Genomic DNA, 26956 nt, shown 5'->3' on the forward strand with positions numbered 1-26956 from the left:
TTACCTAAATAACACGGGAGCATGAAAGCCATCGTCTTTTAAGCGATGGATGAAAGGCGAGGAGTCGGATTTTAATCCGATGTATTTTATTTGACCGAAAAGCCACGTTGAAGGCCCCGTGTTTTAACCCGGGGATGAAAACAAGCGAGTCGTTTAGACTAGACAACTAAAGTGGTCCTGTGCTATTATTACCCACAATAAAATTTCCAATCCCCGTTTCAAATGTACTCTTGTCAGCAAGTTTTAGTAGGTAAAAATCCCGAATTAATTGCTATCTTAACATTCTTATGTGAACAGTCTCACAAGCTCACTAACATGGGAATATATTATGGTCGGCAATTATTTTTTAAGTCTCACAAAACTCTGGGCAAGTTTGACGCAGTAATTAGTCTACAAAAGAACAATCACTATAAAGTTTTATATTCGCTCTTCAGCACAACAAATATTGAGAACTGTAGCTGAATCATTTAGGTCTTATTATGGTTTAATAAAAGCCTATAATGAAGGTAAAATCACAAACAGACCAAGGATTCCTAACTACAGAAAAAAGGGGGAATGGCTACAGTTAGTTACCCCAAGCAAGCATTAAAACTTAAAGATAATCAAATTAGAGTACCACGCTTGTAATACCTGTAAGCGCTGGTTTGGTCTAGATTGCTTTTATATTCACAAGCCGAGTAATCTCAACTTTGCTTCTCTTAAAGAACTGAGAATATTACCGAGAAACAGATGTTTTTACTATGAATTTGTCTATGAAAAAGAAGTAGTAGTTAAACCTCAATTAAATCAAGATAATGTATTAGGAATAGACCATGGTGTCAATAATTGGTTGACCTGTGTATCTAATGTGGGTACGAGCGCAGGTTGTAGATGGTAAACATCCACCCTTTAGTTCCCTCCGGGAGGATAGTCGTTGGTACAACAAACAGGTATCAACTATCAAAGAAAATAAACCGTTAGGATTTTGGTCAAATAGGCTAGCTGCTATTACAGAAAAGCGTAACCGCCAAATCCGATTTGGGTATTAATAAAGCAGCCAGAATAGTAATTAATCATTGCGCACAAAAATTCTATTGGTACAATTGTTTTTGGTTGGAATAAAGGTCAGAAAAATCAAATAGATTAGGGTCATAAAAAGTAATTCAGAATTTGTACCAATTCCTACAGCTAGACTCAAAGAGAGAATAGCTCAGTTATGCTCTGAATATGGAATAATATTTATAGAAACTGAGGAAAGTTATACTTGTAGGGGCGAATGGCCATTCGCCCCTTCATTTTTAGATGGTGACAATCTACCTAATTATGGTGAGAAACCCAATGATTGGAAACCGTCACCGAAAAGAATAAAGCCTGGTTTGTATAGAACAGGTAATAATTGGTGCGTGAATGCAGACTGTAATGGGGCTGCAAATATCATCACAAAAGTAAGCCGCAAAGCAGTAGGGGCGCCATTCGGAGAAACGGCCGAAAGCTTGCGCATAACTATCGTTAACGCCTCTACTTAAGCCGACTGTGTAGGGGCACTTTGACATTGTCCCCAGAGAGTATATCTTTGGTCAGCTAAGAACAGACGGAGCAACACGGATTTATCGGTGTTGCGTAGTATCTGCACTTAGAATCCCCGTGACTTGACGTCCGGGGAGCAGTCAATACATCAAAAAATTAATCAATATTCTTGCTAATATTTTTCCAGCCAATAAATTTATATTTTTATACTTATGAGGATAGCTCTTTTTACCGAAACCTTTTTACCAAAAATAGATGGTATAGTTACCCGTCTATGCCACACTGTTGAACATCTGCAACGTGCTGGCGACCAAGTGCTAATATTTTCCCCGAGGGAGGACTGAAAGAATATCAAGGAGCAACAATTTGTGGCATTGAGGGTTTTCCCTTACCCCTCTATCCAGAATTAAAATTAGCAATACCAACTCCTACTATTGGCAACCAGCTAGAGCTGTTTCAGCCAGATATAATTCATGTAGCTAACCCAGCAGTATTAGGCTTAGGTGGCCTATACTATGCTAAAAAGCTGAATATTCCACTTGTAGCGTCCTATCATACCCACCTTCCTCAATACTTACATCATTATGGTTTAGGAATGCTCGAAGGTTTACTATGGGAATTACTAAGATCGGGCCATAATCAAGCAGACTTAAATCTTTGTACCTCTACAGCAATGGTAGAAGAATTAAGCAACCATGGCATTGAGCGAGTAGACCTTTGGCAACGCGGAGTTGATACAGAATTATTTCAACCACACCATGCTAGTCAAGAAATGCGCGATCGCCTTAGTCAAGGAAATCCAGATAGTACAATACTACTATACGTTGGCCGTTTAGGTGCAGAAAAAGAGATTGACCGTATTAAACCAATTCTGGAGGCCATCCCCAATGCTTGCCTGGCCCTTGTAGGAGATGGACCTAACCGAGAATCCCTGGAACAACATTTTGCAGGCACTCCCACACATTTTGTGGGCTATCTCCGGGGTCAAAAATTGGCCTCTGCCTATGCCTCTGCTGATGCTTTCATCTTTCCTTCTCGCACCGAAACTTTAGGATTGGTACTTTTAGAGGCTATGGCCGCTGGCACCCCTGTAGTAGCAGCTAATTCTGGAGGCATTCCTGATATTGTTACAGATGGAATAAATGGTTATCTATTCGATCCTGCTGATGAAAAAGGAGCTATTACAGCTACTCAAAATCTCTTAGATCGTTCAGAGGAACGAGAAACTCTACGTCAAAATGCCAGAGCTGAAGCAGAATGTTGGGGATGGTCAGCAGCAACTCAGCAGTTAAGAAACTATTATCAAAAAGTTATTTCTGCCCATTCGATACCATCAGCAGCATAATTTAAGACTATCTGCAAAGAGCGCTAATTCCATCTAAGTCAAAGGGTGCTATGGATGGAAATTATCCATGGTAGGGAAAAACTGGAATCTATAGGCAAAAGAAAATTTTGCTTGTGGAACCTCTTAAGAAAGCAGATTAAATAGTTCATAAAAATATAGTCACATAAGACATATCCTTATTTTGCAAGTGTTACCCTGACCGGGTGTTAGCGTTTGGGTAGCATGACAAAGGTCAAGGTCCTCCGAAGGAGGCACTACAAAACTACGCCAGTTACTTTAAGTAGGGGGACTAACCCAACGCACTGGCTCCTCTATCCCATAGTCAAAGACAAAAGAGAGCTGCTTTTTGTTTTCCTCTTTTTTTTTGATTATCTCCCTGACTCAATTTCTGCTTGGTCATAATAAAGAGGCTTGGACTTATGTTCTTATGTGTCTAGAGGTAGGGTGTCAGTCCAAGAATTTCACCCTATTGAACTCAGATCCCTGACTCTTGAGGATATTCGATTTTTTACGATCGCCGACTTAAAGTTAAATTATCTCAATCTAATCCCCAATTTCTGGAGACAAAAGACTATATTTATGTACAACGTTTATTAGACTTGTCGCTTTATAACTTAAAAATCCCCAAAGGAGCCATGTAAGAATAAGTTGTACAAATTTTATCTGGGATAAATTGTGAAATATAGCTTCCATTAAAAACTGTTCAAGTTATTTTTACACGACTACAAAAACCTTGTTCTGTAAGGATTGTAGCTATTGGAAAATAAAAATGCTTGGAATTATTGCTCTGTCTAGGTTAGAGCGATTTTTTTCCTTTATTTAGCGACAACTCTATTATACAAAAATTTGATTATTGTTAGAGATTGTCAAAAAGGGTAAACTATTAGGCTATACAACAAAATTTTACAGAATCTATACTGTTACCTACCCGTATCTAGAAATATATGATTTAGATATGGGCTGCGAGATATTAAATTCAAGCTTGTTTGACATCCTCTCTGGCCTAAAGGCACAGATATTCCTAGCGAGACGTAACTCTTCGGCGGGTTGACGCTTCTTAGGCTACTGCATCGACCCCTCTTGCTCCCCTCCCGGGAGTGGATGGGCGTGGGTTATGCTTGTCTCCAGGTCCGTTTAGAGTTTCCGTTAGCGCAAGTCATCCGGGGGCGTGCCCCGGCAACTAATTGTAGTGTAGCATATATTTAATTCACGAGCAAATAAAAAGTCCCCTTCAAAGGGGAGGATTAAGACCCAATTTTTCGGCGATAATGAAGCATAGTAATACTAATGATAGAATGTTACTAATCGTACTAAACTTTCATATTCTAAATACTTCCTAATTGTCCTAACTTTTCTAGATTTTTGCGATACTATTGCAAGAAATATACTTAAATATAGTCTAGCCTAGTAATATAACATTTTTTGTAAGTAAAAAACTTTATCTGCTTAGAAAAAATTAAACCCAGAGAAAATATACACTTAAGTTGGAGTAATTTAACTTTAAGATAAAGCAGTTCAAATGACATTCTCTAACGCTGCTGGTAGTATTCTGGCAACATTGACTCAAGTCGATCGTATGGGTCTACTGGCAACTCGCGTCAAGGATTTGCCAGTAGGAGAGTTTGTTTGTCTGCTAGACTTTATTACTGCTGAATTTCATCAATATCTACGAGCTATTGACTTAATTAACAATGAAGGTGTTGAAACTTTACTAGAACAACTATTAGATGCCTTTACTGTCAAAATTGGTCAAATCTTGAAAGCAGATCAAACAACTATTTTCTTAGTTAATCAAGAGAAAACAACTTTGGTACAAGACTATTCTCGAAAGTACGGGTAAGTCCCAAGAGTACCAATTACCAATCAATGTTGGTATTTTAGGCCATGTAGCCACAACAGGAGAAGCTCTCAATATTGCTGATGCCAAAACTCATCCACTCTTCAGCGAAGAAGTAGACCAACCTCCAGGCTATGATACTCGTACTATCCTCTGCATACCAGTTTTCAGTACCACCAACTCTGACAAACCAGTAGCAGTAGTACGACTACTTAATAAAGCGAATGATGTCCCTTTTGATCGAGAAGATGAGCAACTATTCCGCTCTTTAGGGGACTCAATGGGAATTATCATAGAAAGTTGTCAATCATTTTATGTAGCAGCTCGGAATCAGCGAGGGGTTTCAGCATTGTTGAAAGCAACCACAACTTTAGGTCAAAGTCTAGACTTAGAAACAACTTTAAGAGCTGTAATGGATCAAGCTTGTAATTTGATGCAAGCGGACCGTAGCACATTGTTTATATTTAGTAAAGAAACAAATGAACTTTGGACTAAGGTAGCGACAGCAGATGAAAAAAAAATGGTGGAAATTAGAATTCCTGCAAATCGAGGTATAGCTGGTTATGTTGCTTCTACTGGACAAACTCTGAATATTCCTGATGCTTATATAGATCCTCGTTTTGACCCTAGTACAGATCAAAAAACAGGTTATCAAACGAGAAATATTCTCTGTATGCCTGTGTACAATGCTAAGGGCGAATTGATTGGGGTAACTCAGTTAATTAATAAAAATCAAGGTAGTTTTAATTCTTCGGATGAACAATTTTTACTAGCTTTTAATGCTCAAGCAGGTATTGCCCTTCAGAATTCTCAACTTTTTGAAAATGTTTTAGTCGAAAAGCAATATCAGAAAGATATTCTACAAAGTTTGTCTGATGTTGTAATTTCTACAAATATGCAAGGCAAAATTGTGACTATAAATGGAGCAGCTTTAGAAATGTTAGGCTGTCCTCTTGAAAAAGAGATAAAAGGTAAAACAAGTAGACAACTTTGGGAAGAAAAACTGATTGGTAGATATGTATGGGAAGTTATACCAATTGAAAATTTACAGTTCCGTTTAGAGGATAGTTTACAGCATGGTACTAGGCAATATGTTCCAGAGCAAAATTTACGAGTAGGTTCTTTTATAAAATTTGAAGGTGAAGAAGAAGTAGCTTATATTTTAGCAGTTCCCGACCAAAAAAATCCTAATATTTTTCTTCCTTGGGGGGAACAAACACCAACAAATTTACAGGCAAATTTAGTTCAATATAACCATATAGATTTTAGCAGATTAATAGATTTATCTGAACTAGATCGAGTCATTGAACGTAGTTTAAATCTAACAGTTAATCCCCTAACTAATCCTGAAGGTGGTGTGCGTGGTGGATTGGTAGTTCTTGAAGATATTAGTCAAGAAAAACGCATGAAAAATACCATGTATCGCTACATGACTCCGGAGGTTGCAGAACAAGTAATGGCTTTAGCTGAAGATGCTTTACTTGAAGGAGAACGTAAGGAAGTAACTATTTTATTTTCTGATATTCGAGGTTATACAACTCTGACAGAAGACCTAGAAGCTTCTGCAGTAGTTAAGCTTCTAAATCAATATTTTGAAACAATGGTAGAGGCAGTATTTAACCATAAAGGAACTTTAGATAAGTTTATGGGAGATGCTTTAATGGCTGTTTTTGGAGCACCATTACCTTTAGAAGATCATGCTTTAATGGCGGTTAAAACTGCTTTAGATATGCGTCATCGTCTCCGGGAATTTAATGAGTCTCGTCCCAATCAACCGCAATTTAAAATTGGTATTGGTATTAGTTCAGGAGAGGTAGTATCTGGTAATATTGGCTCTAAAAAACGAATGGATTATACAGTAATTGGTGATGGTGTAAATTTGAGTTCCCGTTTAGAATCAATTACTAAACATTATGGCTGCGATATTATTTTAAGTGAGTTTACTTATCAACTTTGTCGCGATCATATTAGGGTCAGAGAATTGGATAAGGTTAAAGTTAAAGGTAAGCAAAAATCTGTAAGTATATATGAATTGATTGGTGCAAGTTCAGATAATATTGACCAGGAAACAGAACAGTTTTTAGAACTTTATTCTAGAGCTAGGAAAGCTTATATGGAAAGGAATTTTGCTTCGGCTGTTCGTGACTTTAAGAGTGCTAAAAAAATTAGACCTGATGATGAAGCTGTTAGTGCACATATTCTACGATCGGTTGACCATATAACAAATCCACCACCACATGATTGGGATGGAAGTTATACTATGATAACTAAATAGTTAAAGTTAGAAATAAGCAAGTATTAAATTGGGAGTGAATACTTAACAGAATGTCAAATACTTAATAATTCAGCAAGATTTTGGACAGGAATCAAATAGGATTACTATACTTTCAAAAATCAAATAATAACAACACTAGAAGAAGAATAAATAGTAAATATAATAGTTAAGATAAAAAGTCTAGTAAGTGATGTAAATAGATGAAGAAAACAACAGGATAAAGTTGATAAAAAACAAAAGTTTCTGTTGAGTTAAAACCCATAGAGGAGTCAAGATAAAAACTATACCGAAACAGAAAGCAAGAAAAAGAAATACCACCAGAAATTAAAGAAGAGAATCAAGAAAAATCCAATCAAATAGGATTACTATACTTTCAAAAATCAAATAATAACAACACTAGAAGAAGAATAAATAGTAAATATAATAGTTAAGATAAAAAGTCTAGTAAGTGATGTAAATAGATGAAGAAAACAACAGGATAAAGTTGATAAAAACAAAAGTTTCTGTTGAGTTAAAACCCATAGAGGAGTCAAGATAAAAACTATACCGAAACAGAAAGCAAGAAAAAAAGAAATACCACCAGAAATTAAAGAAGAGAATCAAGAAAAATCCAAAAGGCAAGTTCTTAATTGACCGTCCCACGGCGAATGTAAGAAGCACTCAAGAAAGAGGATATTTGTAGAACAGGTAATAAGATTAATTAATACCAATTTAATCAAATAATGTTACAAATAAGTAGTTGTAAATCCTTACTCAATATAGGTTTGTTTTTCCGTAGCATAAATTTTTAAAATTGGGATCAAATATTTGGAGTTGCTAGAGAAAGATTCAGATTAAAAGATAATGCTTACATTTTGTCAGAGTAAGAACTGGTTGATTTATATTGGCCTAAAAAATCTGTAGTTAGTCAACAAAAAAGTAAAAAAATTTGACAATCAATATTTAATTAGTAATAGAAAATATCTCAAAACCTGATTCTGTCATAAAATTACGCAAATATAGTAATCCTAAATAGATTGTAAAAATTCAAAAACTAGAAATAAACTTCAAAACTCTTGCCCATTGCCCATTTCCTATTCCCAAAAAACAGCAATATTTTGGACACGAATAAAATAGGATTGCTATATTTTTGACATTGCAAGTAACCTGAAGTCAAATGATAGAGGCACTTTATTAATTTTTGAATATGTCTATTGTTTTAAATTTGTCGGTCTAAAAAATTTGGATGTATGATAAATTAAGCAATTATCTATATCTATATATAAGTAAATAGACAAAATTATTTGTATATTTACGACTCAGATATATTTTCTGTTCACTTATTCTCTATATCCTCAAATACTGAATATGAAACTGACAATATTAGCAATCATAATGATTTTATCCCAACTGGGCTGGATAAATTCAGCAAAAGCAGCTAATCCAGCAGCTATTAGAAGACTATTAGAAACTAATGAATGTTCGGGATGTGACCTTAGTGAGGCTAACTTATATAATGCTAATTTGATTGGAGCTGACCTCGAAGGTGCAAATCTTGAAGGAGCAAATTTATCTGGAGCTAATCTTGCTGTTACTAATCTTATTGGTGCTAATCTTTCTAATGCTAACCTCTCTAGAGTAAAAATGAATGATGCGGATCTTCGAGGTGCAGATTTAACAGATGCTTACTTAGCTCATGCTAATTTATCTAGAGCTTATCTGACAGGAGCAACTTTAGAAAATGCTAATCTATTTGAAGCTAATTTGATTGAATCTGTTGTTAGTGGGGCTAATTTTTCTAATGCAAATTTACGTCAGTCATATTGGTTTAGAGCTAATTTAGAAAATGCCAATATGAGTGAGTCCGATCTTTTTAATGCGGATATGCGTCAAGCAAATTTGAAAGATGTAAATTTTTCTAATGCTAACCTTGCTAAGGCAAAACTTATTGAAACAAATATAACTCTTGCTAATCTGAGTGGAGCTAATTTAGAAGGGGTTAATTTGCGTGGTACAAGCATAGGTCCAAGTGTATGTTTATTAACTAATTTTATTGCTTGTGCTCCGGAAAGAATAGTCCCTGAAGTAGTTCCTGAAATAGCTCCTAAAGCAGTTCCTGAAGTTCAAGAAGAAGGTAAAGAAAAGGTTTATAAATAAATAGGGCTGTTTATTCTAAACTGTGCGATTTTATGTATTGACAAAACTACGTTATTTACAGCTTTAGGAAATTTATCTTTTGCTGTCTGAAAATCAATAAATTCATTGCCAAAATCTAGAATTAAATAACCCCGATAGATAAATAGTTTGGAGTCAAACTAATATACAGTTCTAAGTAGTTTTAGAATGCTCAGTGTTGACAAGAGAAAATGAAAGACACTGACTTTTCTCACTGCTTACCGAATTATTAATAATTAATAATTAATAATTAAATAATTCGCGCCTTGAAGCCTCCCCTTTTAAGGGGAAAAAAGCGGTCGTTTGCGGAGCAGTCCGTAGGATGGGATGGCGAGGTCCCCTCGCCATATCCAATCGACCAAGACAGCGGTCGTAGCGGAGCTTCCCGTAGGGTGGGATGGCGTTTGCTAACGCACAACTACGTTAACGCGTAGCGTCCCGGAGGGAACGGTCTCCTCGCCATATCCAATCGACCAAGAGAAGAAATAATATTTCCTTATATTCAATTCCGTAACGGTTTTAACCAGAGGTAATTATCAATTATCCATTATCAATTATCAATTAATGAACATCCTATTGGGTTATACAGCAGATTCTGCTTTAGTGAGGTACACCCATCGCGGGCAAGATGCCCACACTACAAACATTTAATTGTTAATTTCTGTACTTTATATACTTGGAATCTGCTGTATATTTTTCATTTCACGCTCTCTTCGCCAAAAACTTTAAGAGGATATCTGAAAAGTTTTTTTGATACTGAATTTTGCCCCCCGAGCAAGCCAACTTTGGGGGGAACAAGAGTCAATTTGCTTGCTCTAGTCCCCCAAAATTGGGGGATGCGCGGGGGCTTGGATATAGCAAATGGGACTTCTCAGACAACCTCTAAATGAATAGTAATAAATAAAGTCTTGTTGCTCAATTAAAATAATTTGGTTGATAAATTTTGCCAAGGGAATGATCGGAATTAATTTCTATGATTAAATCTACTAATTCAGTATTTTTTACCAGTGGCTTAATAAATAATTCTGGATGTAATGCTTTCCAAAAATATTCGACAAATTTTTCAATTTGCTCGTCGCTCATTCCCGACTTTCCAGAAGCAATCATTTGTTGTTCTGCTTGTTGTCGCCATTGTTTAGAAAAGCGATAATCAGTAGGGTATAAAACAATTAATTTATCTAACTTTTGCCAAAGAGGTAAATAGTCTATTAATTTTCGATTCATATCACGGGCAAATTCCCGGTCTGTTTCTGTAATAATAGGTGGTGGTGCAACATTAAAAAGTTTCTCAGCAATTGGTCTAACTCCAACAAACCAACCTTCAAATAAAACAATATCAACTTTACTTACCATCTCAGGTTCTATTCTATCTCCAGCACCATTAAAAAGAGATTTATTAAATCTGGGAATTGGAATTAAATTATCGGAATTTTGATTATGAGATTGACGTAACTTATCTAAAGTTTCTATTCCTAAACTAACATCATGAGTTCCTGGGGGACCGCGCCAAATTAATCGGGAATCTTGTTTTTGTAATAGTTGACGTTCAGCGTAGGTTTTATAAATATCATCAATAGAAATAGATATTGTATTGTAGCCAAGTTTATCTAAAATCAAGATTAAAATTTTAGCCAGAGTAGTTTTACCTGTTCCTTGTCCGCCTAAAATACCTTGAACTAATGGATGACCTAAATTTTGACATTTATCTGCTAGTTTTATCCCTAAAGGCAACCAAAATTTCCATAAATTCTCTAACGTATTATTATCCTTCAAGGGTAATTTATGATAGTCAGTAATTATAGATTGAAATACAAGCGATCGCTCTCTAATTACTTCTCTCACATTTTCTGAAGTAATGTTAAAAACTACGGCTCGTTTTCGGTCTATTAATTCCTGAGTTTCTAAAATTGCTAACTCTTTTTTTCCTAGAAACTTTCCTAACTTTAAAGCTTCTAAAATTTGTACTAGAGATAAATTGGAAAATTCCATAAGAATTAAATTAACTATTCAAGAAGGTAATAGGTGGTAGGTTTTAGGTTTTAGGTTTTAGTTTTTAGGTTGAAAAAGTTTGCCGAATAATTAAGGTTTAAAGCCTCTCCTTCTCAAGGAGAGGTAATAATTAGGGTTTGCTGAAAAAGTCTTATGGGTGAAGGTAGGAGACAGGAGACAGAAGACAGGAGACAGGAGAAAAGGGAATGAGCGAGGAGGTAGGAACTAAGTTTTGTCCTTTGAGATTTTTCTGCCCAACTATGAGCCTAAAATACTAGCTTTTTGAGCATGAAGAACTGAAAACCAGGCACTTTTTAAAGGCTCCAAAAAGGCTAAAACCTTTATCTGTAGATACTTTTATATTTAATCAGCAAGCCCTAATTAATAATTAATAATTAATTGTTGAACGCCCGACCTTCGGAGCATAGTGATAATAATAACAGAACCCTATAGTTTAGGAAATGTAGATATTGGTTTAAAGGGAAGATGAAATATAAATATAGTAATCCTATTTCAATTGAGAGTAAAAATATCTTTTAATTTAGGGAACAGAGAACTCTTAACAGAGAATAGAGGTAAAAGTTTCAGAGTTTTTATATATCCTTACATTTTTTAGAAATGATTTCTCATTGCTATATATTAATCATTACTTTAAAAAGCGGTCAGCAAACAGTTTATATTTATACTTAAATCGAGAGAAATCCCTTTTAAAATGGTATTTCAATCCCTCTTAAATTATCCTGCTTGTAGAAGTCTATAATTTAAACCCAAACTGATAGTTGAAAGCTAGTTAACTGCTAAGTAGTCGGACAAAATTACAGTTTAGTAACTAAAACCTACCACCTACCACCTACCACCTAAAACCTACCACCTACCACCTACCACCTCGATCTAAGAACCTAATTTGAAAGCTTCTAAAAATAGACCATAAGTAAAACCAATTTTAAAACCATTCAAAATATCTATTCCCAAAGAACGTGCTATTTTCCCCTTAATACCATAAGCAAACCAGTTTAATAGTTCAGTAATCAGCAGACATATTAAAGCGTAAATAACATCTAAGTAACCTTCTTGTCCAGCGATCGTAGAAACCGCAGTCCCAGCAAAATTACCAAATAACAAACTAATAACTAATAGAGAAATTCTACGCCAAGGATTACTTAACCATTGCCTAAATCTTTCACTAATAACATTAAATAATCTATTGAGACGAGTATTTTGCATAGATATAGATATTGAAGTTAAATATATAGGGCTACTTGAATCGGGAATAGGGAACACCGGATATGGGAATAGCAAACAGTAAAAGGGTTTTAGGATTTAAAATTGTCCTAACCAATTCTTGTAGTGCTATATTTTTGTTTTTTGAACTTTTTGACTTTTTAAATCAATTTGAAAGTTAAAAATACTCTAGGTAGTTTAACATAGCAGAAGAGCAAGCTTTCAATAATTGATAATTGATAATTGATAATTGATAATTACCTCTCCCTAAAAGGAAGATGATTGAATAAAAGGAAAATTTTTTCTTGTTTCTCCTTTAAAGGAGAGGCTTTAAACCTTAATTATTCGGTAATGTATCAGGTTAATTGAACAAAATCAGGATGCCCAGTTAAAGAATTAAAAGAAAGAATCAAATTCAAATGAAATTTCAACCTTATACACAAGCTATTATTACTTTTATATTTTTTTGTTAGGATTAATTATTGGCAGATTTCAGTTAACAATATTTTGGGAAACAAATGATTATGAAACATTTTATCAACCTCAGTTATTAAATATTCCTACTCAGAAACCCCTACCAACATCTCCAACAAAAAAGATTCAAGAATGTGGTGTCCTCACAACTACTTCTCAATCATCTATAGTAAAAACCGATAAAGGAGCTTTTCGAGTTAGCAACTGTACAGATCGTCCAATTCGTCTAGCACTACTAGCTAAATCCTCAGACCAATCTTACCAAAAATCTGCTCACTGGGATTTTGCTCCGGGAGAAGGTAGTAATAGAGGATTAATACTTTCTTTGCCAGAAGAAAAATTAACCTTGAAACCAGGAGATATCCTAGTTGTCTTTGCCCAAGATGGGTCTCGTTTATACTGGGGACCTTATGTTGTAGGAGAAACAAAATTTCCTACTTGGAATAGAGAAACATTAGAATGGCTGTTAATTTTAAAGCCTTGAAAAAATATGATTAATGGTCACTCTTTCAATAGAGGGAATAGGGAATAGGGAATAGGGAATAGGGGATTGTTGATTTCATATCTTGAATTTATGTAAGTAAAACTTTTGCAAAAGGTCTAATAGCAAATTGATAAATGTTTGCTACAAATAACTTTCTAGGTGGTAGGTGGTAGGTGTTAGGTAAATTATTAATTGTTATACCATTTATCCATGAAGTTGCGCTTAATAAAAGATAACGGCTATTAGTAAAATTCAGGTTTTGGTAATAATTATTAAGCGCATTGTTACAGAGAAATGGTATGATTTATTAATTATTAATTATTAATTATTAATTATCTACTGGCAAGTTTATTTGTAACATTCTTTTTTCAATTTGGTCTAATTTTTAGCTAAATTAGGGTCGAAACTTTTAAGACGAACAAAGGATAACTAAATCTGAATGAAACTAATACAAGAATTAGGAATTATCAATTGGTTTAAAACTCAACCAAAAAATCATCTTTTAGCATTGGGACTTTCTGTTTTATGGCTTTTTTTACTTGCTTGGTTAGCCTTTTTTTGTAATTTGGGAAATATTGGTCTAATTGATGAAACAGAGCCACTTTTTGCTGAAGCGGCTCGTCAAATGGTAGAAACTGGAGATTGGATTACACCTTATTTTAATGGAGAAACTCGCTTTGATAAACCACCTTTAATTTATTGGTTAATGGCGATCGCTTATCATCTTTTTGGTATTAATGAATGGTCTGTGCGTCTCCCTTCAGCAATATCTGCTACTTGTTTAGTATGTTTTGGATTTTACGTCCTCTACAAATATGGTAATTATCATTTGAGTAATCAGGAATCTACCCGTAAGAATAAGTCTTTAATAGTAAAATTATTAATAGCATGGATTGGTGCTGCTACTATTGCTTTAAATCCAGAAACTATTGCTTGGGGGCGTATTGGAGTTTCTGATATGTTATTAACAGGTTGTATGTGTTCGGCTTTATTCGCTTTTTTTATGGGATATGCTTCACAAGCAGATAGTAATCAAATCTCTCAAGCAAATTATCCTCAAAACCCAAAAAATCAACAGTCAAAAAACAGCAAAATACTCAGAGAGAAAGTTTCATCACAGCCAAATGAAAATCAATTATCAATAGCTACAAAAACTCCCACAATTAACAGATGGTATTTAGCTTTTTATATCCTAATTTCTTTAGCAGTTCTCGCCAAAGGTCCCATTGGAATTGTTTTACCAGGACTAATTATTGGTTCATTTTTATTATATGTAGGTAAATTTTTTCAAATTTGGCAAGAAATCAATATTTTGCGTGGTAGCTTAATTTTTTTGACTATTACTTTGCCTTGGTATTCTTTAGTCACTTTAGTAAATGGCAAAGAATATATTGATAGTTTTTTTGGTTATCACAATTTTGAACGTTTTACCAAAGTTGTTAATCATCATGGAGCGCCTTGGTACTTTTATTTTTTAGTCATACTAATTGGTTTTGCACCTTGGTCTATTTATTTACCAATAGCGATCGCTCAAACTAAATTTTGGCAACGTCGTTATTGGCGCAATAAACCTCGAAATGAACAGTTAAGTCTATTTGCTTTTTTCTGGTTTATTTGTATCTTCATTTTCTTCTCAGTCTCTGCCACCAAATTACCCAGTTATGTCTTACCTTTAATGCCAGCAGCAGCAATATTAATAGGATTATTGTGGAGTGATATTATTATTAATAGAGATTTAGTTGTTAGTCCTAGTCAGGCTAATGAAATTGCTAATAATTCCACATCAACTTTTAATACAAGTAATAATTCTGTTCAACCTGTTGCCAAGTTCAAGAGAAATAATTCTAAATTAATAAGTAAGTTTTTATCTGCTTCAATTGTCGCTAATATCATTTTTATGCTCATTTTAGCCATAGCAATTATCTTCAGTTTTAACTGGTTAGATGGAGACCCAGCTATGCCATATTTCCCAGAGTTAATTAGAGAGTCAGGTTTATTAACTCGTGGGGGATTAATCTTAACAACTACAGCAATAGTGGTGGGATTTCTTTTAGTTAAAAGACAAGCTTCTTGGATTTGGAGTACTAACTTTATTGGATTAGTAGCTTGTTTAATTTTTACTATTAATCCGATGATGTTTTTAGTAGATAAAGAACGTCAATTACCCTTACGTCAACTAGCTCAAACTATTGTTGAAGTTAGACAACCTGGAGAAGAAATAGTGATGATTAGCTTTGAAAAACCTAGTTTAGTTTTTTATACTCAGCAACAAGTAGAATTTTTCAGACGTGCTACAAATGCCAGAGAATATTTAGAGAAAATTGTTCAGAAAGACTCTTCTGGTAATGTTGTAATGATTGGTTATCCTAAAAAATTTATTCATGTGGGATTACAGCCAGGACAATATCAATATTTAGATAGTCGTGGAGCTTATCAATTAGGCAAAGTTCCTAAAAATATATTCTTGAAAAAGCAGTAATAGGTAATAGTTCAACAATTAATAATTAACATAGCAATTCTCAAGAAACGTGAGCTACAAAATTCGTTTATTTTAGGGAGTAGGGAAATAGGGAATAGAAAAGAAGAAAAACAACTGTACCTCAGCAACCTGAGAAACGCTATAAATAATTAGGGTTTGCTGAAAAAGTCTTTTTGCTGGGGTAGGAGACAGGAGACAGGAGACAGGAGACAGGAGTTAGGAGGAATGGGAATTATAGAGGAGGTAGTCAGAAGAATCGTCCTAAGATTGTTATGCCATAATCATTCCGAAATACTTGCTTTTTGAGCTTGAGCGACCGAAAAGCTTGCACTTTTTTCGACCAAAAAAAGCTGAAACCAGTATCAGTCAATGCTTTGATATTTAATCAGCAAACCCTAATTACCTCTACTTAAAATAAGAGTATTGGTGAACATGATTTTTTTTCTTGATTTATTCAAAGAATAAGAGGCTTTAAACCTTAATTATTCGGTAAATTTAAATTTTCAATATCTTATATTATGTCCGGATAATTAGTTATGAAAAAACTTTCTCCTTTTCCTCCTCTTTATTATTTTCTTGCTTTTTTCTTCTTCTTTCTTCCCTCCTAACTCCTGACTCCTGACTCCTGACTCCTGACTCCTCCGTCATTTATTTATAAGTATTCAACCGGACACGATATTACTGCAACTTTTTCAGAATATTTATTCTGTTCAAATGCCTGCTTTTGAATATTGAGATTTAAGATAAAATCCCAATCTTGACGCGCCCTGGGAGACCACAGCCAATTTTTTTGCAATTGTTGAATATGAAAATCTTTGCCACTTTCTCCCATGACTTTATTCACATAAGATAAAGCTTGCCTGGGAGTTTTTTGTAAATTTTGAGCAGATTTAAACTTTATTAATCCCAGACCAGCATAAGCATTCAAAGCTTCTCTCTTATTGATAGATAAATTTCCCTGATCGCTATCAGGAACAGGACGAGCTTTTTCCATTTCTGGGGTTATTTCTCCTGACAAATGCAATACTTTTAACCAAGAACTATAAGCTTTTTCAATATCTCCTTTAGTGTAATAAGCAAAGCCTAAAGCATTGTGATATTGAATATTTTTTTGACTTTTAGCAGCAGCCTTTTCCCAATAACTTATAGCTTCATCTATCAGATTATTTTGATTACTATCTTGGAAAATTTCCCAAGCTAATCTACCTTTAAGAAAATTAATTTCTGGATAGTCTTTGAGTTGTTCCGGTACAGCAGCGATCGCTTCTCTTGCTTTTTCTAATTTTCCTGTTTCTAGTAATCTTTCTACAGCCCATTTGCCAGCCGGAATATCATTTTGATTAAACTGTATAATTGCTAAATTTTCTTCCTGGATATTATTAACTCTTTCATCAACAAGTCGAATCCTTTTATAGTCATCGTTCATACCTGGGTAAGGTGCTTTAGGTAATTTATTTTTTGCTTCTGATAGTGGGTTTAAAGTAATTAGGTTAGTACCAAAGGCTAACATTACTAATGATGCTGCAGATACTAATATTTTTGTCCAGGAAAACTTATTAGATTTTTCCTGAATATTTAATGTGCTTAATACTGACTGAGTTTGTGTTACTATCTCTTCTTGTTTTTCATTGCTTTGATTCCCGATATGTTCTATTATTTCCCTTTTTTGTAATAACTCCTGGAGAGTCATTACTTCCTCTTGATTATCTGTAGTCTGCCCATTAAGATTATCTGTTTGAGGTTCACTAGGAAATTCCTTCAGATTCTCTAGATCGATATTTGGTTCTACACAAATTGAATCTTTTGGCAGTTTTGGTGATGCAATTTTTTCGTCAATAGGCGTCAGGAAATCCTCTTCTATTTCATTTTGATAATTGTTTATAGTTGCATATTTTGGTATCAAAATAGAATGATACATTTCAATTGGGTCAGCTACAACACAAGGAGTTTGTCGTCCTTTATCTTGTGTTAATTGTTTCACCGTTTTTTTCAGAGATTTATTTAACTTTTTAACAGTTTCTCCTTTCTCTGTACCCAATAGTTTTAACAATGCATAAGTAAAAGCTCCATGCTGAAGTTCTTGTAGTTCCCAAGAATATTCATTAGAACTACAAGAAAAAAAACTAATCATTCCCATTTGACGAGCTTTTTGTTTAGTTTGCTCTCCCGGTCCTTTGATACTTTTAATACCCTGGTCTCTGCACATATCCAGAAACAATACAACATTCCCCGCTCCACATTTTTTGAGCTGCTGAATGACATAGTTAACTGAAATAGCACTTTTTTGAATATCTTTATGGGTATCAGAAAGCATCAGGTAGTCAATACCATCATATATGGAGCCATGGCCACTGAAAAAAAACCAAAAGCGATCGTCAGACCCCATTGATAAATTTCCAATCTGTTCTAATTTTATTTCTATATTAGAACGTCCTGGATATTCATCACTATTAGAAGAATCATCTGAGTAGTGCCAAACTTCATCAAAACCTGCTTTCTTAAGTAAAAAATTTCGCATTTTTTCAGCATCATTTGCAGCACACTTGAGAGGAAGAACAAACTGATATTCCTGAACTCCAATAGTCATTGCAAACTTATTAGCCATTTTGTTGATGTCCCTTGAATTTAAGTTTTATAGCACCCTTTCCAACAGCTTTTACCGAATAATTAATAATTAAATAATTCAGGTTTAAAGCCTCCCCTTTCAAAGGGAAAAATTTCTTTTTTTCTTAAACGTCAATCCTCTCCCTCAAAGGGAGAGGTAATTATTAATTTTTAATTGTTAATTGCTGAAACCACTTCCGAAAAGACTCGCTTTTCCTTCTCCATCAACTTCAACAGAAAGTTCTATCTCATCTAGTTGAATTTTAGTTTTGTAGCTGTCGCTTGAATTTAAGTTTTATAGCACCTTTGCCACCAGCTTTTCCACCGCTGCCGAAAAGACTAACTTTTCCTTCTCCATTAACTTCAACTGAAAGTTCTATTTCATCTAGTTGAATTTCAGTCTGAGTTTGTTTTTCTGCTCTACTCAACAAACGCTCAAAAACATCTATCAAATGACCCATTTCTGTTTCTAAAGTATCCACTGCAACTTCATACTCTCCAATCTTTTTATCCGAAGATTTAGAAGACCATTCTGTAGAAAATCTAGGAATGGGTGGACTAAACGCATCAATACTTTTTGCACCTTCTTTATTATCAGTTGTAGCGGTGTTAATACTGCCATAAGTTATGACTCTAATGGTGTCTGACATAAGAATAATTGCTCCTTAATTATTTATTGACTAAGTATTCAATCAAAAGACAAATATCTTTCCATTTCAGAAAATTTTTGAGTAAATTCCACCTCATCATTGATACCTAGACAATCTCTTTCTTAATCCTGAGATAATTTTCAGGAGATTTTGCCTTGAGTAATAGAATTGAATTGAGCGTCAAACTAGAGAAGAGAAATATTTACCCAGAATGCTGAGAATTGAATTTAATTATCACAGAAGTCAGAAAATATATAAACCTTAATCCTGAGATAATTTTCAGGAAATTTTGCCTTGAGTAATAGAATTGAATTGAGCGTCAAACTAGAGAATAAAAAGAAATATTTACCCAGAATGCTGAGTATTGAATTTAATTATCACAGAAGTCAGAAAATGTATAAACCTCAATCAGTGAGGGCGAATGCCATTCGCCCCTACATATGCTAATTCTTAATCGTTAGATAATTTTCAGGAAGTTTCGCCTTGAGTAATAGAATTAAATTTAGGGTCAAACTAGAGAATAAAAAGAAATATTTACCCTTAATGCTGAGAATTGAATTTAATTATCACAGAAATCAGAAAATGTATAAACCTCAATCAGTGAGGGCGAATGCCATTCGCCCCTACATATGCTAATTCTTAATCGTTAGATAATTTTCAGGAAATTTCGCCTTGAGTAATAGAATTGAATTGAGCGTCAAACTAGAGAAGAGAAATATTTACCCAGAATGCTGAGTATTGAATTTAATTATCACAGAAGTCAGAAAATATATAAACCTTAATCCTGAGATAATTTTCAGGAAGTTTCGCCTTGAGTAATAGAATTAAATTTAGGGTCAAACTAGAGAATAAAAAGAAATATTTACCCTTAATGCTGAGAATTGAATTTAATTATCACAGAAATCAGAAAATGTATAAACCTCAATCAGTGAGGGCGAATGCCATTCGCCCCTACATATGCTAATTCTTAATCGTTAGATAATTTTCAGGAAATTTCGCCTTGAGTAATAGAATTGAATTGAGCGTCAAACTAGAGAAGAGAAATATTTACCCAGAATGCTGAGTATTGAATTTAATTATCACAGAAGTCAGAAAATATATAAACCTTAATCCTGAGATAATTTTCAGGAAGTTTCGCCTTGAGTAATAGAATTAAATTTAGGGTCAAACTAGAGAATAAAAAGAAATATTTACCCTTAATGCTGAGAATTGAATTTAATTATCACAGAAATCAGAAAATGTATAAACCTCAATCAGTGAGGGCGAATGCCATTCGCCCCTACATATGCTAATTCTTAATCGTTAGATAATTTTCAGGAAATTTCGCCTTGAGTAATAGAATTGAATTGAGCGTCAAACTAGAGAAGAGAAATATTTACCCAGAATGCTGAGTATTGAATTTAATTATCACAGAAGTCAGAAAATATATAAACCTTAATCGTTAGATAATTTTCAGGAAATTTTGCCTTGAGTAATAGAATTGAATTGAGCGTCAAACTAGAGAATAAAAAGAAATATTTACCCAGAATGCTGAGTATTGAATTTAATTATCACAGAAGTCAGAAAATATATAAACCTTAATCGTTAGATAATTTTCAGGAAATTTCCCCTTGAGTAATAGAATTGAATTGAGCGTCAAACTAGAGAATAAAAAGAAATATTTACCCTTAATGCTGAGTATTGAATTTAATTATCACAGAAGTCAGAAAATGTATAAACCTTAATCCTGAGATAATTTTCAGGAAATTTTGCCTTGAGTAATAGAATTGAATTTAGCGCCAAACTAGAGAAGAGAAATATTTACCCAGAATGCTGAGAATTGAATTTAATTATCACAGAAGTCAGAAAATATATAAACCTTAATCCTGAGATAATTTTCAGGAAGTTTCGCGTTGAGTAATAGAATTGAAATTAGCGTCAAACCAGATAAGAGAAATATTTACCCTTTATCAAACCCATTTGATATCTATTTAAAAAGAGATGAGGAAGTGGGGATTATTTTTCAATCTTTTTCCCATATTCCTTCCCTCCATTTCCTGACTCCTAGTAAAAAAACTTAATCGCTGACAAAGATACCAAATTGCTTCTATATTCTAGGCTAGAGTAATGTATAAGTCCCAATCATACTTACTTAACTTCTTCCTTCTTCCTTCTTCCTTCTTCTTTCTTCCTTCTTCCTTATTCCTTCTTCCCTCTTCCTTCTTCCTTACTCAATATTACTCATCACATGATGCTTAATTTCCTCTAATAAATCTGCTATAGATAAATCAAAAGGTAAAATTTTTGTAGCTATCTTGCTCAAGACTAAACTTAGATTTTTTCCTGTAAGATTTTCTGGTAATTGATAATGAGAATTTTCTAATACCAAAATCGGAGGTTTTGCGACAATTTGCTCCAAATTAGATAATGCTTGGTCTAATCCTAACGGTAATTTATCCTGCAAACAAATTAGTAGTAAATCTACACTTTGATTTTGTAACTGTTGCCAAACCTCAATCCAAGATTTACCAATTAAACTTTTAAATCCAGAAGTTTCAAGATACTGAACTAATACCCGTGTACTATCAATTGGTAACTTTGTTTTTTCACAATCTTTCCCACTTTCCTTAATAATTTTATCCCAGTTTTGATTGCCAACTTCTACATGAGGAATAAACGCTGAAAAATTTGGTGAATTAAAAGTATCATCTGCCAAATTTAGCTCCTTTTTTTCCTGACTCAACTCCGACCAACTAACTGTAGTCTTGTGAGACAAAATATCTTTTAAAGGAGCCGTTAAATCTGTAATATTCGTCACATCCATAACTAATATAGTTGGCTTCCAACTCATACCAGCAGCAATAGAAATTACTTGACACAACGCAGAGGTTAAATATTCATAATCAAGTGTTGTTTCTGTTAAATTATTGTCATTTTTTTCAAAAGCTAAACAAGGAAACACAGACAATTCTTTAACTTGATTAGCCACTTGAGTAGTTTCAGAATCTAAAGTTACTAAAGGAATAGCTGTTAAAGTAGAATATCGACTTAGTTTCTTAATAAATTCAACTGGACTTACTGAATTACTAATTTTTTCGATCAGAATCACATTAGGTTGCCAAATCTTGGCAAGTAAATTTGCTTGAGCTAAATCATCTGCCTCTATTACCGTATATTCCCCAGGCAAAGAAAGGAACTTATCCTCATAAACAAAATCTTCTTCTGTAGACTGCTGAAACTCATATTTACCTGGAACCAACCGCAGAACTACTAACTTTTGATAATGATTTTGTAATTCTGAATCAGGAAATTCTGCCAGTATTTCTTCTAATTCTAATTGTTCCACAGGCAAACTTAAAAACTTATTTGCACCATTATTTATCCCTCGTTCCTTATCTCCTCTAGTAGCAGTTATTACTACAGGAATCTGACAAGTATCAACATCAGTTTTCAGCAAAGTCAATACATCCCAACCCGATAAAAGAGGCAGTAATGGATTAAGAAATACAAATTTTGGTTGTAATTTTCGCGCCTTTTCCACCGCTTCTGTGCCAGAACGTGCAATAACAACTCGATAACCTAAACCTGTTAACTTACTCGTTAAATCTTCAATAAATCGTGGCACTGCTTCAACAATCAAAACTAAACGAGATGAATAATTAATAACAGGTACTTGGTAATTATTAACAGGTAATTTATTATATTTTTTTGTACCAACTTCACTTTCCTGAGTAGGAATTAACCCTTGTTCCTTGAGATAATCATTTGTTTCCCATCCTTCAGTTCCTAAATCTTTTGGAGGTGGACTTGGTGGTAAAATTAACGTAAACTCACTACCTTTACCTTCCTGAGAAATAAACGTAACATCCCCACCATGTAAATGAGCTAAACGTTGAGTTAATACCAAACCTAAACCAGTCCCTTCAAACTGACGAGTCAGAGGATTTTCTAATTGTTGAAACTTCTGAAAAATCAAATGTTGCTTGTCTGCTGGGATGCCAATACCACAGTCCCAAACTGTAAAAGTTATCCACTTTTCCCATTTAGCTACTTTCAATCCCATCTGGCCATCTGCTGGGGTAAACTTCAAAGCATTGGATAACAAATTTATCAACATCTGACGCAAACGCAATTCATCTGCAATTACAACATTTAGACCAGGTTCTATTTCCAATTTATACTTTGCTTTTAAAGAATCAGGTACTGAGGAAGAAGATGAACCTTGAGGATTTTTATACTGAAGTTGTAAAGCCTCCTGAAAAGCGTGGCCACAAACTTTCTGAATATCCACAGGTTGAGAGTTCAACTCCATCTGACCTGTTTCCATGCGAGTCAAATCTAGAATATCATTAACTACAGCCATTAAATGACGACCACTTTGATGAATTAGTTGAGCATAACGAGCTTGACGTTCATTAAGACTGCCCAGAGCTTGTTCCTTCAACAAACTAGATAAACCCAATACAGCAGTTAACGGCGTTTTCAGCTCATGGCTAATACAAGCCAAAAATTCGTCCTTAAGTCTATTAAGCTGAATCAAATCAGCATTTTTAGCTTCCAACTCCTTCGCTATCAAGTGTTGCTCCGTGACATCCTGAGCTAAAATTAATGTCAAGTCAAATAACGGTTGACTACTAAACTGCCATACTCGTTCCTGGCCATTTTCTTGAGGACAAGTACAAAGGTAGGTATTTGGTTGAGTGTAATAACAAAAGCTAGAAGCAGAATTTGACTCTGGTAATTTTGCTCTTTCTTGTAAAAGTGTTGCAGGAGAAAATTTCCAATTAGTTGTAGCTGGACATGATAATGTAATCATATCTTTCACTGCTGCTAGAGAGTCTGGCATTGTGACTCCTTTTTGCTGTTGTTTGATATTTTTGCTAGATAAACTTACTACAGCATCTGCAATTTTCATCAAATCAGATTCTTTTGTTATCTGAGAGCGCCATGCCAGGTTTTGCTTAACAATTTCGCCTTCATTGCTCTGTAACATTAGAGCTAGAGGCAGTTTTTCTAAAAGTTCTATTAATGAATAGAGGTCGGAAGAAGTCTCTGCTGTTGCCTGGGGTAAATTTTTATTGGTAGTAGGTGTAGGTAAAAATTTCCCAGATATATTTGTAAAATTTTGTGGAGTAGAGATACAATTTTTGCTACTCAATTTTGTCCCTAGCTCTTGATTTGTAGCAATAAATTCTAGTAGACGCAAGGTATCTAGTAGTCCTAAAAATTTACCTTCCTTGTCTACTACTGCAATAGGTGTACTAGGAGATGCAATATCTAAAGTATCAGATTCTCGATCGATTTGCCCTTCCGCTCGTGCCTGGATATATGGCCATAACTCAGTAATAGTTAAATCTGCCGACAATACTCTCAGGCCATTGAGTGTTAAAGAATCTACTTCAGATAGAGGTTGTTGCCAATTCAAAATTAGAGCATGATTTTGAGAAGGTTGAGTTTCAGACTTTAAATCTATATCGGGAATTAAATTATGTAAGTAAATTAGTCCTAGTGGTTGCTCCTGATGATTGACTACTACTAACTCATTGTATTTTTCTTTACAGAAAATTGACCATACTACTTGCAAATTTTCTGTGTGTAAGCAAATTGGTATAGAAGATATAAATTTTTTAAAGTACTGTAGGGCATTGACATGACAGTTAGAGCATATAATATGCTGAGAGTAAGTTCATTAGCGATGAGCGTATTTTGACTAACCTAACTATAAGTTTAGGCCATTATTACCAAACCCAATTATCCCTACATCTATCTACCAGATTATTCAAAATAGCTACATTAACACTTGGTAGGAAACTTCTATAATTTATGGTTAGTTAAAATTTTGATAGTAATTGGCGATCGCCACAGAATTAAATACCTTGTACGCGGATACAACTTAGTTAAGCTAGTTCTATGTTAGAGATATTGGTGAAGTTCTCTTTGTTAAATCGGAGATGATAACGGGAAGCTCACAAACAAAGATAACTGTAGCCAAGTTTCAGAAGTTTCTTGCGAGTGCTGGCGCAACGCTATGCTAACACGGGCTGGCCAATATCTAAGCCTCCACAAGCAGGCAAGATAATACCCACCTCGTTTAATGCTTTATTTAATATGTTAATTGCAGCATTTTCATCTCTATCTAAAACTACTTTACATTTAGGACAATAGTGAATTCTAACTGATAAAGTTAATGGTACTTTATGACCACAATTACTACAATTTTGTGACCTATTGTGAGGGTTAATTTTAATTACATGAACACCTTGAATAATTAATAATTAATAATTAATAATGAATAATTAGGGCTTGCTGATTAAATCTCAAAGTCTTTATATATAAAGATTTTAGCCTTTTAAGTATCAAAAGTGCGAAGTTTTAAGTAGTAATGGTTCAAAAATGAGCAGATTTTGGTCAAGATTTGGGCAGAAAAATCATTCTTACAATTCTTGCTCCTACCTCCTCTATAATTCCCATTTATCCTGTCTCCTACCCTTACCCATAATACTTTTTCAGCAAACCCTAATTAATCATGAAAGAAGGAAACTAATTATTCACTATTAATTGTTACTTATTAGACGTTTATTTATTGAAATTCAATTCTGATAATTATTAATTATTAATTATTAATTATTAATTATCAAAGTGCCTTTTTCCAATTATTAGAGCAAATTTCCTTCCTAGCTGCTTTCTTTGTTTTCTAGTAAGCACTCAGCATTCAGCGGTCAGCTATCAGCTATGAGTTATTAAGTCACTATCACACCAGAGGAGGAATTACTCTCTAAATAGAATTAAAACTTATGTTTGCCTAGCATTCCGCAGGAAATAAAAAAGCTATGAGCTAACTTTAGTAAGTCCTGTACCTTTAAAAGCTGTTTGCGCAGCATTCCGCAGGAAATGCTGACTGCTAATAGCTGAATGCTTACGTTTTCTAGCTAAATTAAATTGAGATTTTCTATAAAATTTAGGAACAGAAACAGTCTCACCAGTATTAGTAGTCAAAAACTCTTTTAAGTCTACATCAATACCTACAGCAGTTTTGATATTGTTAGTAGGAATTAAACTAGGTACTGACTTATCTTCTAAGGCGAACAGCTGTTCGCCCCTACTTACATAATAACCATCAGCTTCTTGAGTGCGTCTTACATTCTGGGGTTTCCCCAGAATTACGTACTCGCTTTTTTGGTTATAGTTGCAGTTTTAATTGTCAAACCTTCTGGTATTGGTCTATGAACTATTACAGGTATAGCACCAAACCTCCTAGTAATTATTTGTTTTCCATAAAATTTAATTACTGATGAGCGGATGATTAACTCTACTGAAACAAAATTACCTTAACTTTCCTGATTTTTTCAATCTTGGCCTTCCTCCACGTCTACCAGTTCGATCGGGTATTAGCCAAAATTTACAAGCTCGATCCAACCTTTGTAAGTTAATTTGTTGAACTTCCTATGGAGATTTCTTTGTAGTCAGGAAATAACTGTTTTGTCTGTTTAAGTGCTGATTGCTGAAAATAATAATCTGGTCTACTAGAAAATTCACCAATAGGATATGAAATTAACTAACAACGGTCAACTTGACATCTAGTTCTATTTTACCAATCTAGTCTTTGGCCCAAAACATAATTGTCATGCCTTCGCAGGTGTTCTACCCCATAATCAATTTTGACTGACTGTTCACAAGTGGGCTTAATTTTGTAGCAATGAGTAATTATCATAATTTTTCTGCTACTCTTTATTGCTTGATTTAAACATCAATCGACACCTGTTTAATTTACTCTCGGTAATTCACCTCCCGTTAAAGCGGAAATTATACCGGGAGACCCCCTTGCCGAATCTAGTTGGAAATATTATTCATATATTCATCATCCAGCTATATTTTTTATGCTATCTTCCTTACAAAGAAAATAAAGAAAATATGACGATATATGTTAATATTTGTTAAAGTTTGTGTTTAGATGTTGAA

Annotated in this window: 11 protein-coding genes and 2 pseudogenes; 6 read left to right on the forward strand and 7 right to left on the reverse strand. The window is 34.2% G+C overall.

Going from position 1 to position 26956, the window contains the following annotated elements:
* Nucleotides 1-845: 845 nt before the first annotated feature.
* The 4 genes and pseudogenes from SAGCYANO_RS38275 (at nucleotide 846) to SAGCYANO_RS38290 (ending at nucleotide 9099) form a co-directional block, all read left to right on the forward strand.
* Nucleotides 846-1028 carry a hypothetical protein gene (locus tag SAGCYANO_RS38275; RefSeq protein WP_202224812.1) on the forward strand — a complete coding sequence of 61 codons (183 nt, stop codon included), beginning with the start codon at nucleotides 846-848 and terminating at the stop codon, nucleotides 1026-1028.
* Between the two features lie 690 nt (nucleotides 1029-1718).
* Nucleotides 1719-2851: pseudogene (locus SAGCYANO_RS38280) on the forward strand (glycosyltransferase family 4 protein).
* Nucleotides 2852-4370: 1519 nt separating this feature from the next.
* Nucleotides 4371-6963, forward strand: a pseudogene (locus SAGCYANO_RS38285) (GAF domain-containing protein).
* A 1347-nt stretch (nucleotides 6964-8310) separates the two neighbouring features.
* Entirely contained in the window at nucleotides 8311-9099 is a 789-nt protein-coding gene (locus SAGCYANO_RS38290) for a pentapeptide repeat-containing protein (RefSeq protein WP_202224813.1), read from the forward strand.
* A gap of 933 nt (nucleotides 9100-10032) precedes the next feature.
* Here SAGCYANO_RS38290 and SAGCYANO_RS38295 read toward each other — a convergent pair.
* Together SAGCYANO_RS38295 and SAGCYANO_RS38300 are read right to left on the reverse strand one after the other, a co-directional pair.
* A complete protein-coding gene (locus tag SAGCYANO_RS38295; RefSeq protein ID WP_202224814.1) occupies nucleotides 10033-11106 on the reverse strand; it encodes a glycerate kinase in 1074 nt (357 codons plus the stop codon).
* A gap of 891 nt (nucleotides 11107-11997) precedes the next feature.
* Nucleotides 11998-12330: a DUF565 domain-containing protein gene (locus tag SAGCYANO_RS38300; RefSeq protein WP_202224815.1), complete on the reverse strand. Its 333-nt coding sequence runs from the start codon at nucleotides 12328-12330 to the stop codon at nucleotides 11998-12000.
* Nucleotides 12331-12793: 463 nt separating this feature from the next.
* Between SAGCYANO_RS38300 and SAGCYANO_RS38305 the strand changes: the two genes are divergently transcribed.
* Nucleotides 12794-13285, forward strand: coding sequence for a hypothetical protein (locus SAGCYANO_RS38305; protein WP_202224816.1), 492 nt, complete (start codon nucleotides 12794-12796; stop codon nucleotides 13283-13285).
* A gap of 439 nt (nucleotides 13286-13724) precedes the next feature.
* On the forward strand, nucleotides 13725-15764 hold the full coding sequence (locus tag SAGCYANO_RS38310; RefSeq protein ID WP_202224817.1) for a glycosyltransferase family 39 protein: 2040 nt from the start codon (nucleotides 13725-13727) through the stop codon (nucleotides 15762-15764).
* A 652-nt stretch (nucleotides 15765-16416) separates the two neighbouring features.
* On the opposite strand, the gene SAGCYANO_RS38315 is transcribed toward SAGCYANO_RS38310, so the two are convergent.
* From SAGCYANO_RS38315 to SAGCYANO_RS38335, 5 genes are all read right to left on the reverse strand, one after another.
* A complete protein-coding gene (locus tag SAGCYANO_RS38315) occupies nucleotides 16417-18369 on the reverse strand; it encodes a caspase family protein (protein WP_202224818.1) in 1953 nt (650 codons plus the stop codon).
* 262 nt (nucleotides 18370-18631) lie between these two features.
* A complete protein-coding gene (locus tag SAGCYANO_RS38320) occupies nucleotides 18632-19018 on the reverse strand; it encodes a hypothetical protein (RefSeq protein ID WP_202224819.1) in 387 nt (128 codons plus the stop codon).
* 2206 nt (nucleotides 19019-21224) lie between these two features.
* Nucleotides 21225-24581, reverse strand: a complete 3357-nt coding sequence (locus tag SAGCYANO_RS38325) for an ATP-binding protein (protein ID WP_202224820.1) — start codon at nucleotides 24579-24581, stop codon at nucleotides 21225-21227.
* A 442-nt stretch (nucleotides 24582-25023) separates the two neighbouring features.
* On the reverse strand, nucleotides 25024-25266 hold the full coding sequence (locus tag SAGCYANO_RS38330; RefSeq protein WP_202224822.1) for a zinc ribbon domain-containing protein: 243 nt from the start codon (nucleotides 25264-25266) through the stop codon (nucleotides 25024-25026).
* Between the two features lie 559 nt (nucleotides 25267-25825).
* Nucleotides 25826-25993 carry a hypothetical protein gene (locus SAGCYANO_RS38335; protein ID WP_202224821.1) on the reverse strand — a complete coding sequence of 56 codons (168 nt, stop codon included), beginning with the start codon at nucleotides 25991-25993 and terminating at the stop codon, nucleotides 25826-25828.
* Between the last annotated feature and the right edge of the window lie 963 nt (nucleotides 25994-26956).

Source organism: Okeania sp. KiyG1 (assembly GCF_014132355.1).
Classification (GTDB): domain Bacteria; phylum Cyanobacteriota; class Cyanobacteriia; order Cyanobacteriales; family Microcoleaceae; genus Okeania.

What these genes read in the sequence shown, in the direction of transcription:
- SAGCYANO_RS38275 (WP_202224812.1), top strand. Translation starts at nt 846, where the DNA reads ATGTGGGTACGAGCGCAGGTTGTAGATGGTAAACATCCACCCTTTAGT.
- SAGCYANO_RS38290 (WP_202224813.1), top strand. Translation starts at nt 8,311, where the DNA reads ATGAAACTGACAATATTAGCAATCATAATGATTTTATCCCAACTGGGC.
- SAGCYANO_RS38295 (WP_202224814.1), bottom strand. Translation starts at nt 11,106, where the DNA reads ATGGAATTTTCCAATTTATCTCTAGTACAAATTTTAGAAGCTTTAAAG.
- SAGCYANO_RS38300 (WP_202224815.1), bottom strand. Translation starts at nt 12,330, where the DNA reads ATGCAAAATACTCGTCTCAATAGATTATTTAATGTTATTAGTGAAAGA.
- SAGCYANO_RS38310 (WP_202224817.1), top strand. Translation starts at nt 13,725, where the DNA reads ATGAAACTAATACAAGAATTAGGAATTATCAATTGGTTTAAAACTCAA.
- SAGCYANO_RS38315 (WP_202224818.1), bottom strand. Translation starts at nt 18,369, where the DNA reads ATGGCTAATAAGTTTGCAATGACTATTGGAGTTCAGGAATATCAGTTT.
- SAGCYANO_RS38320 (WP_202224819.1), bottom strand. Translation starts at nt 19,018, where the DNA reads ATGTCAGACACCATTAGAGTCATAACTTATGGCAGTATTAACACCGCT.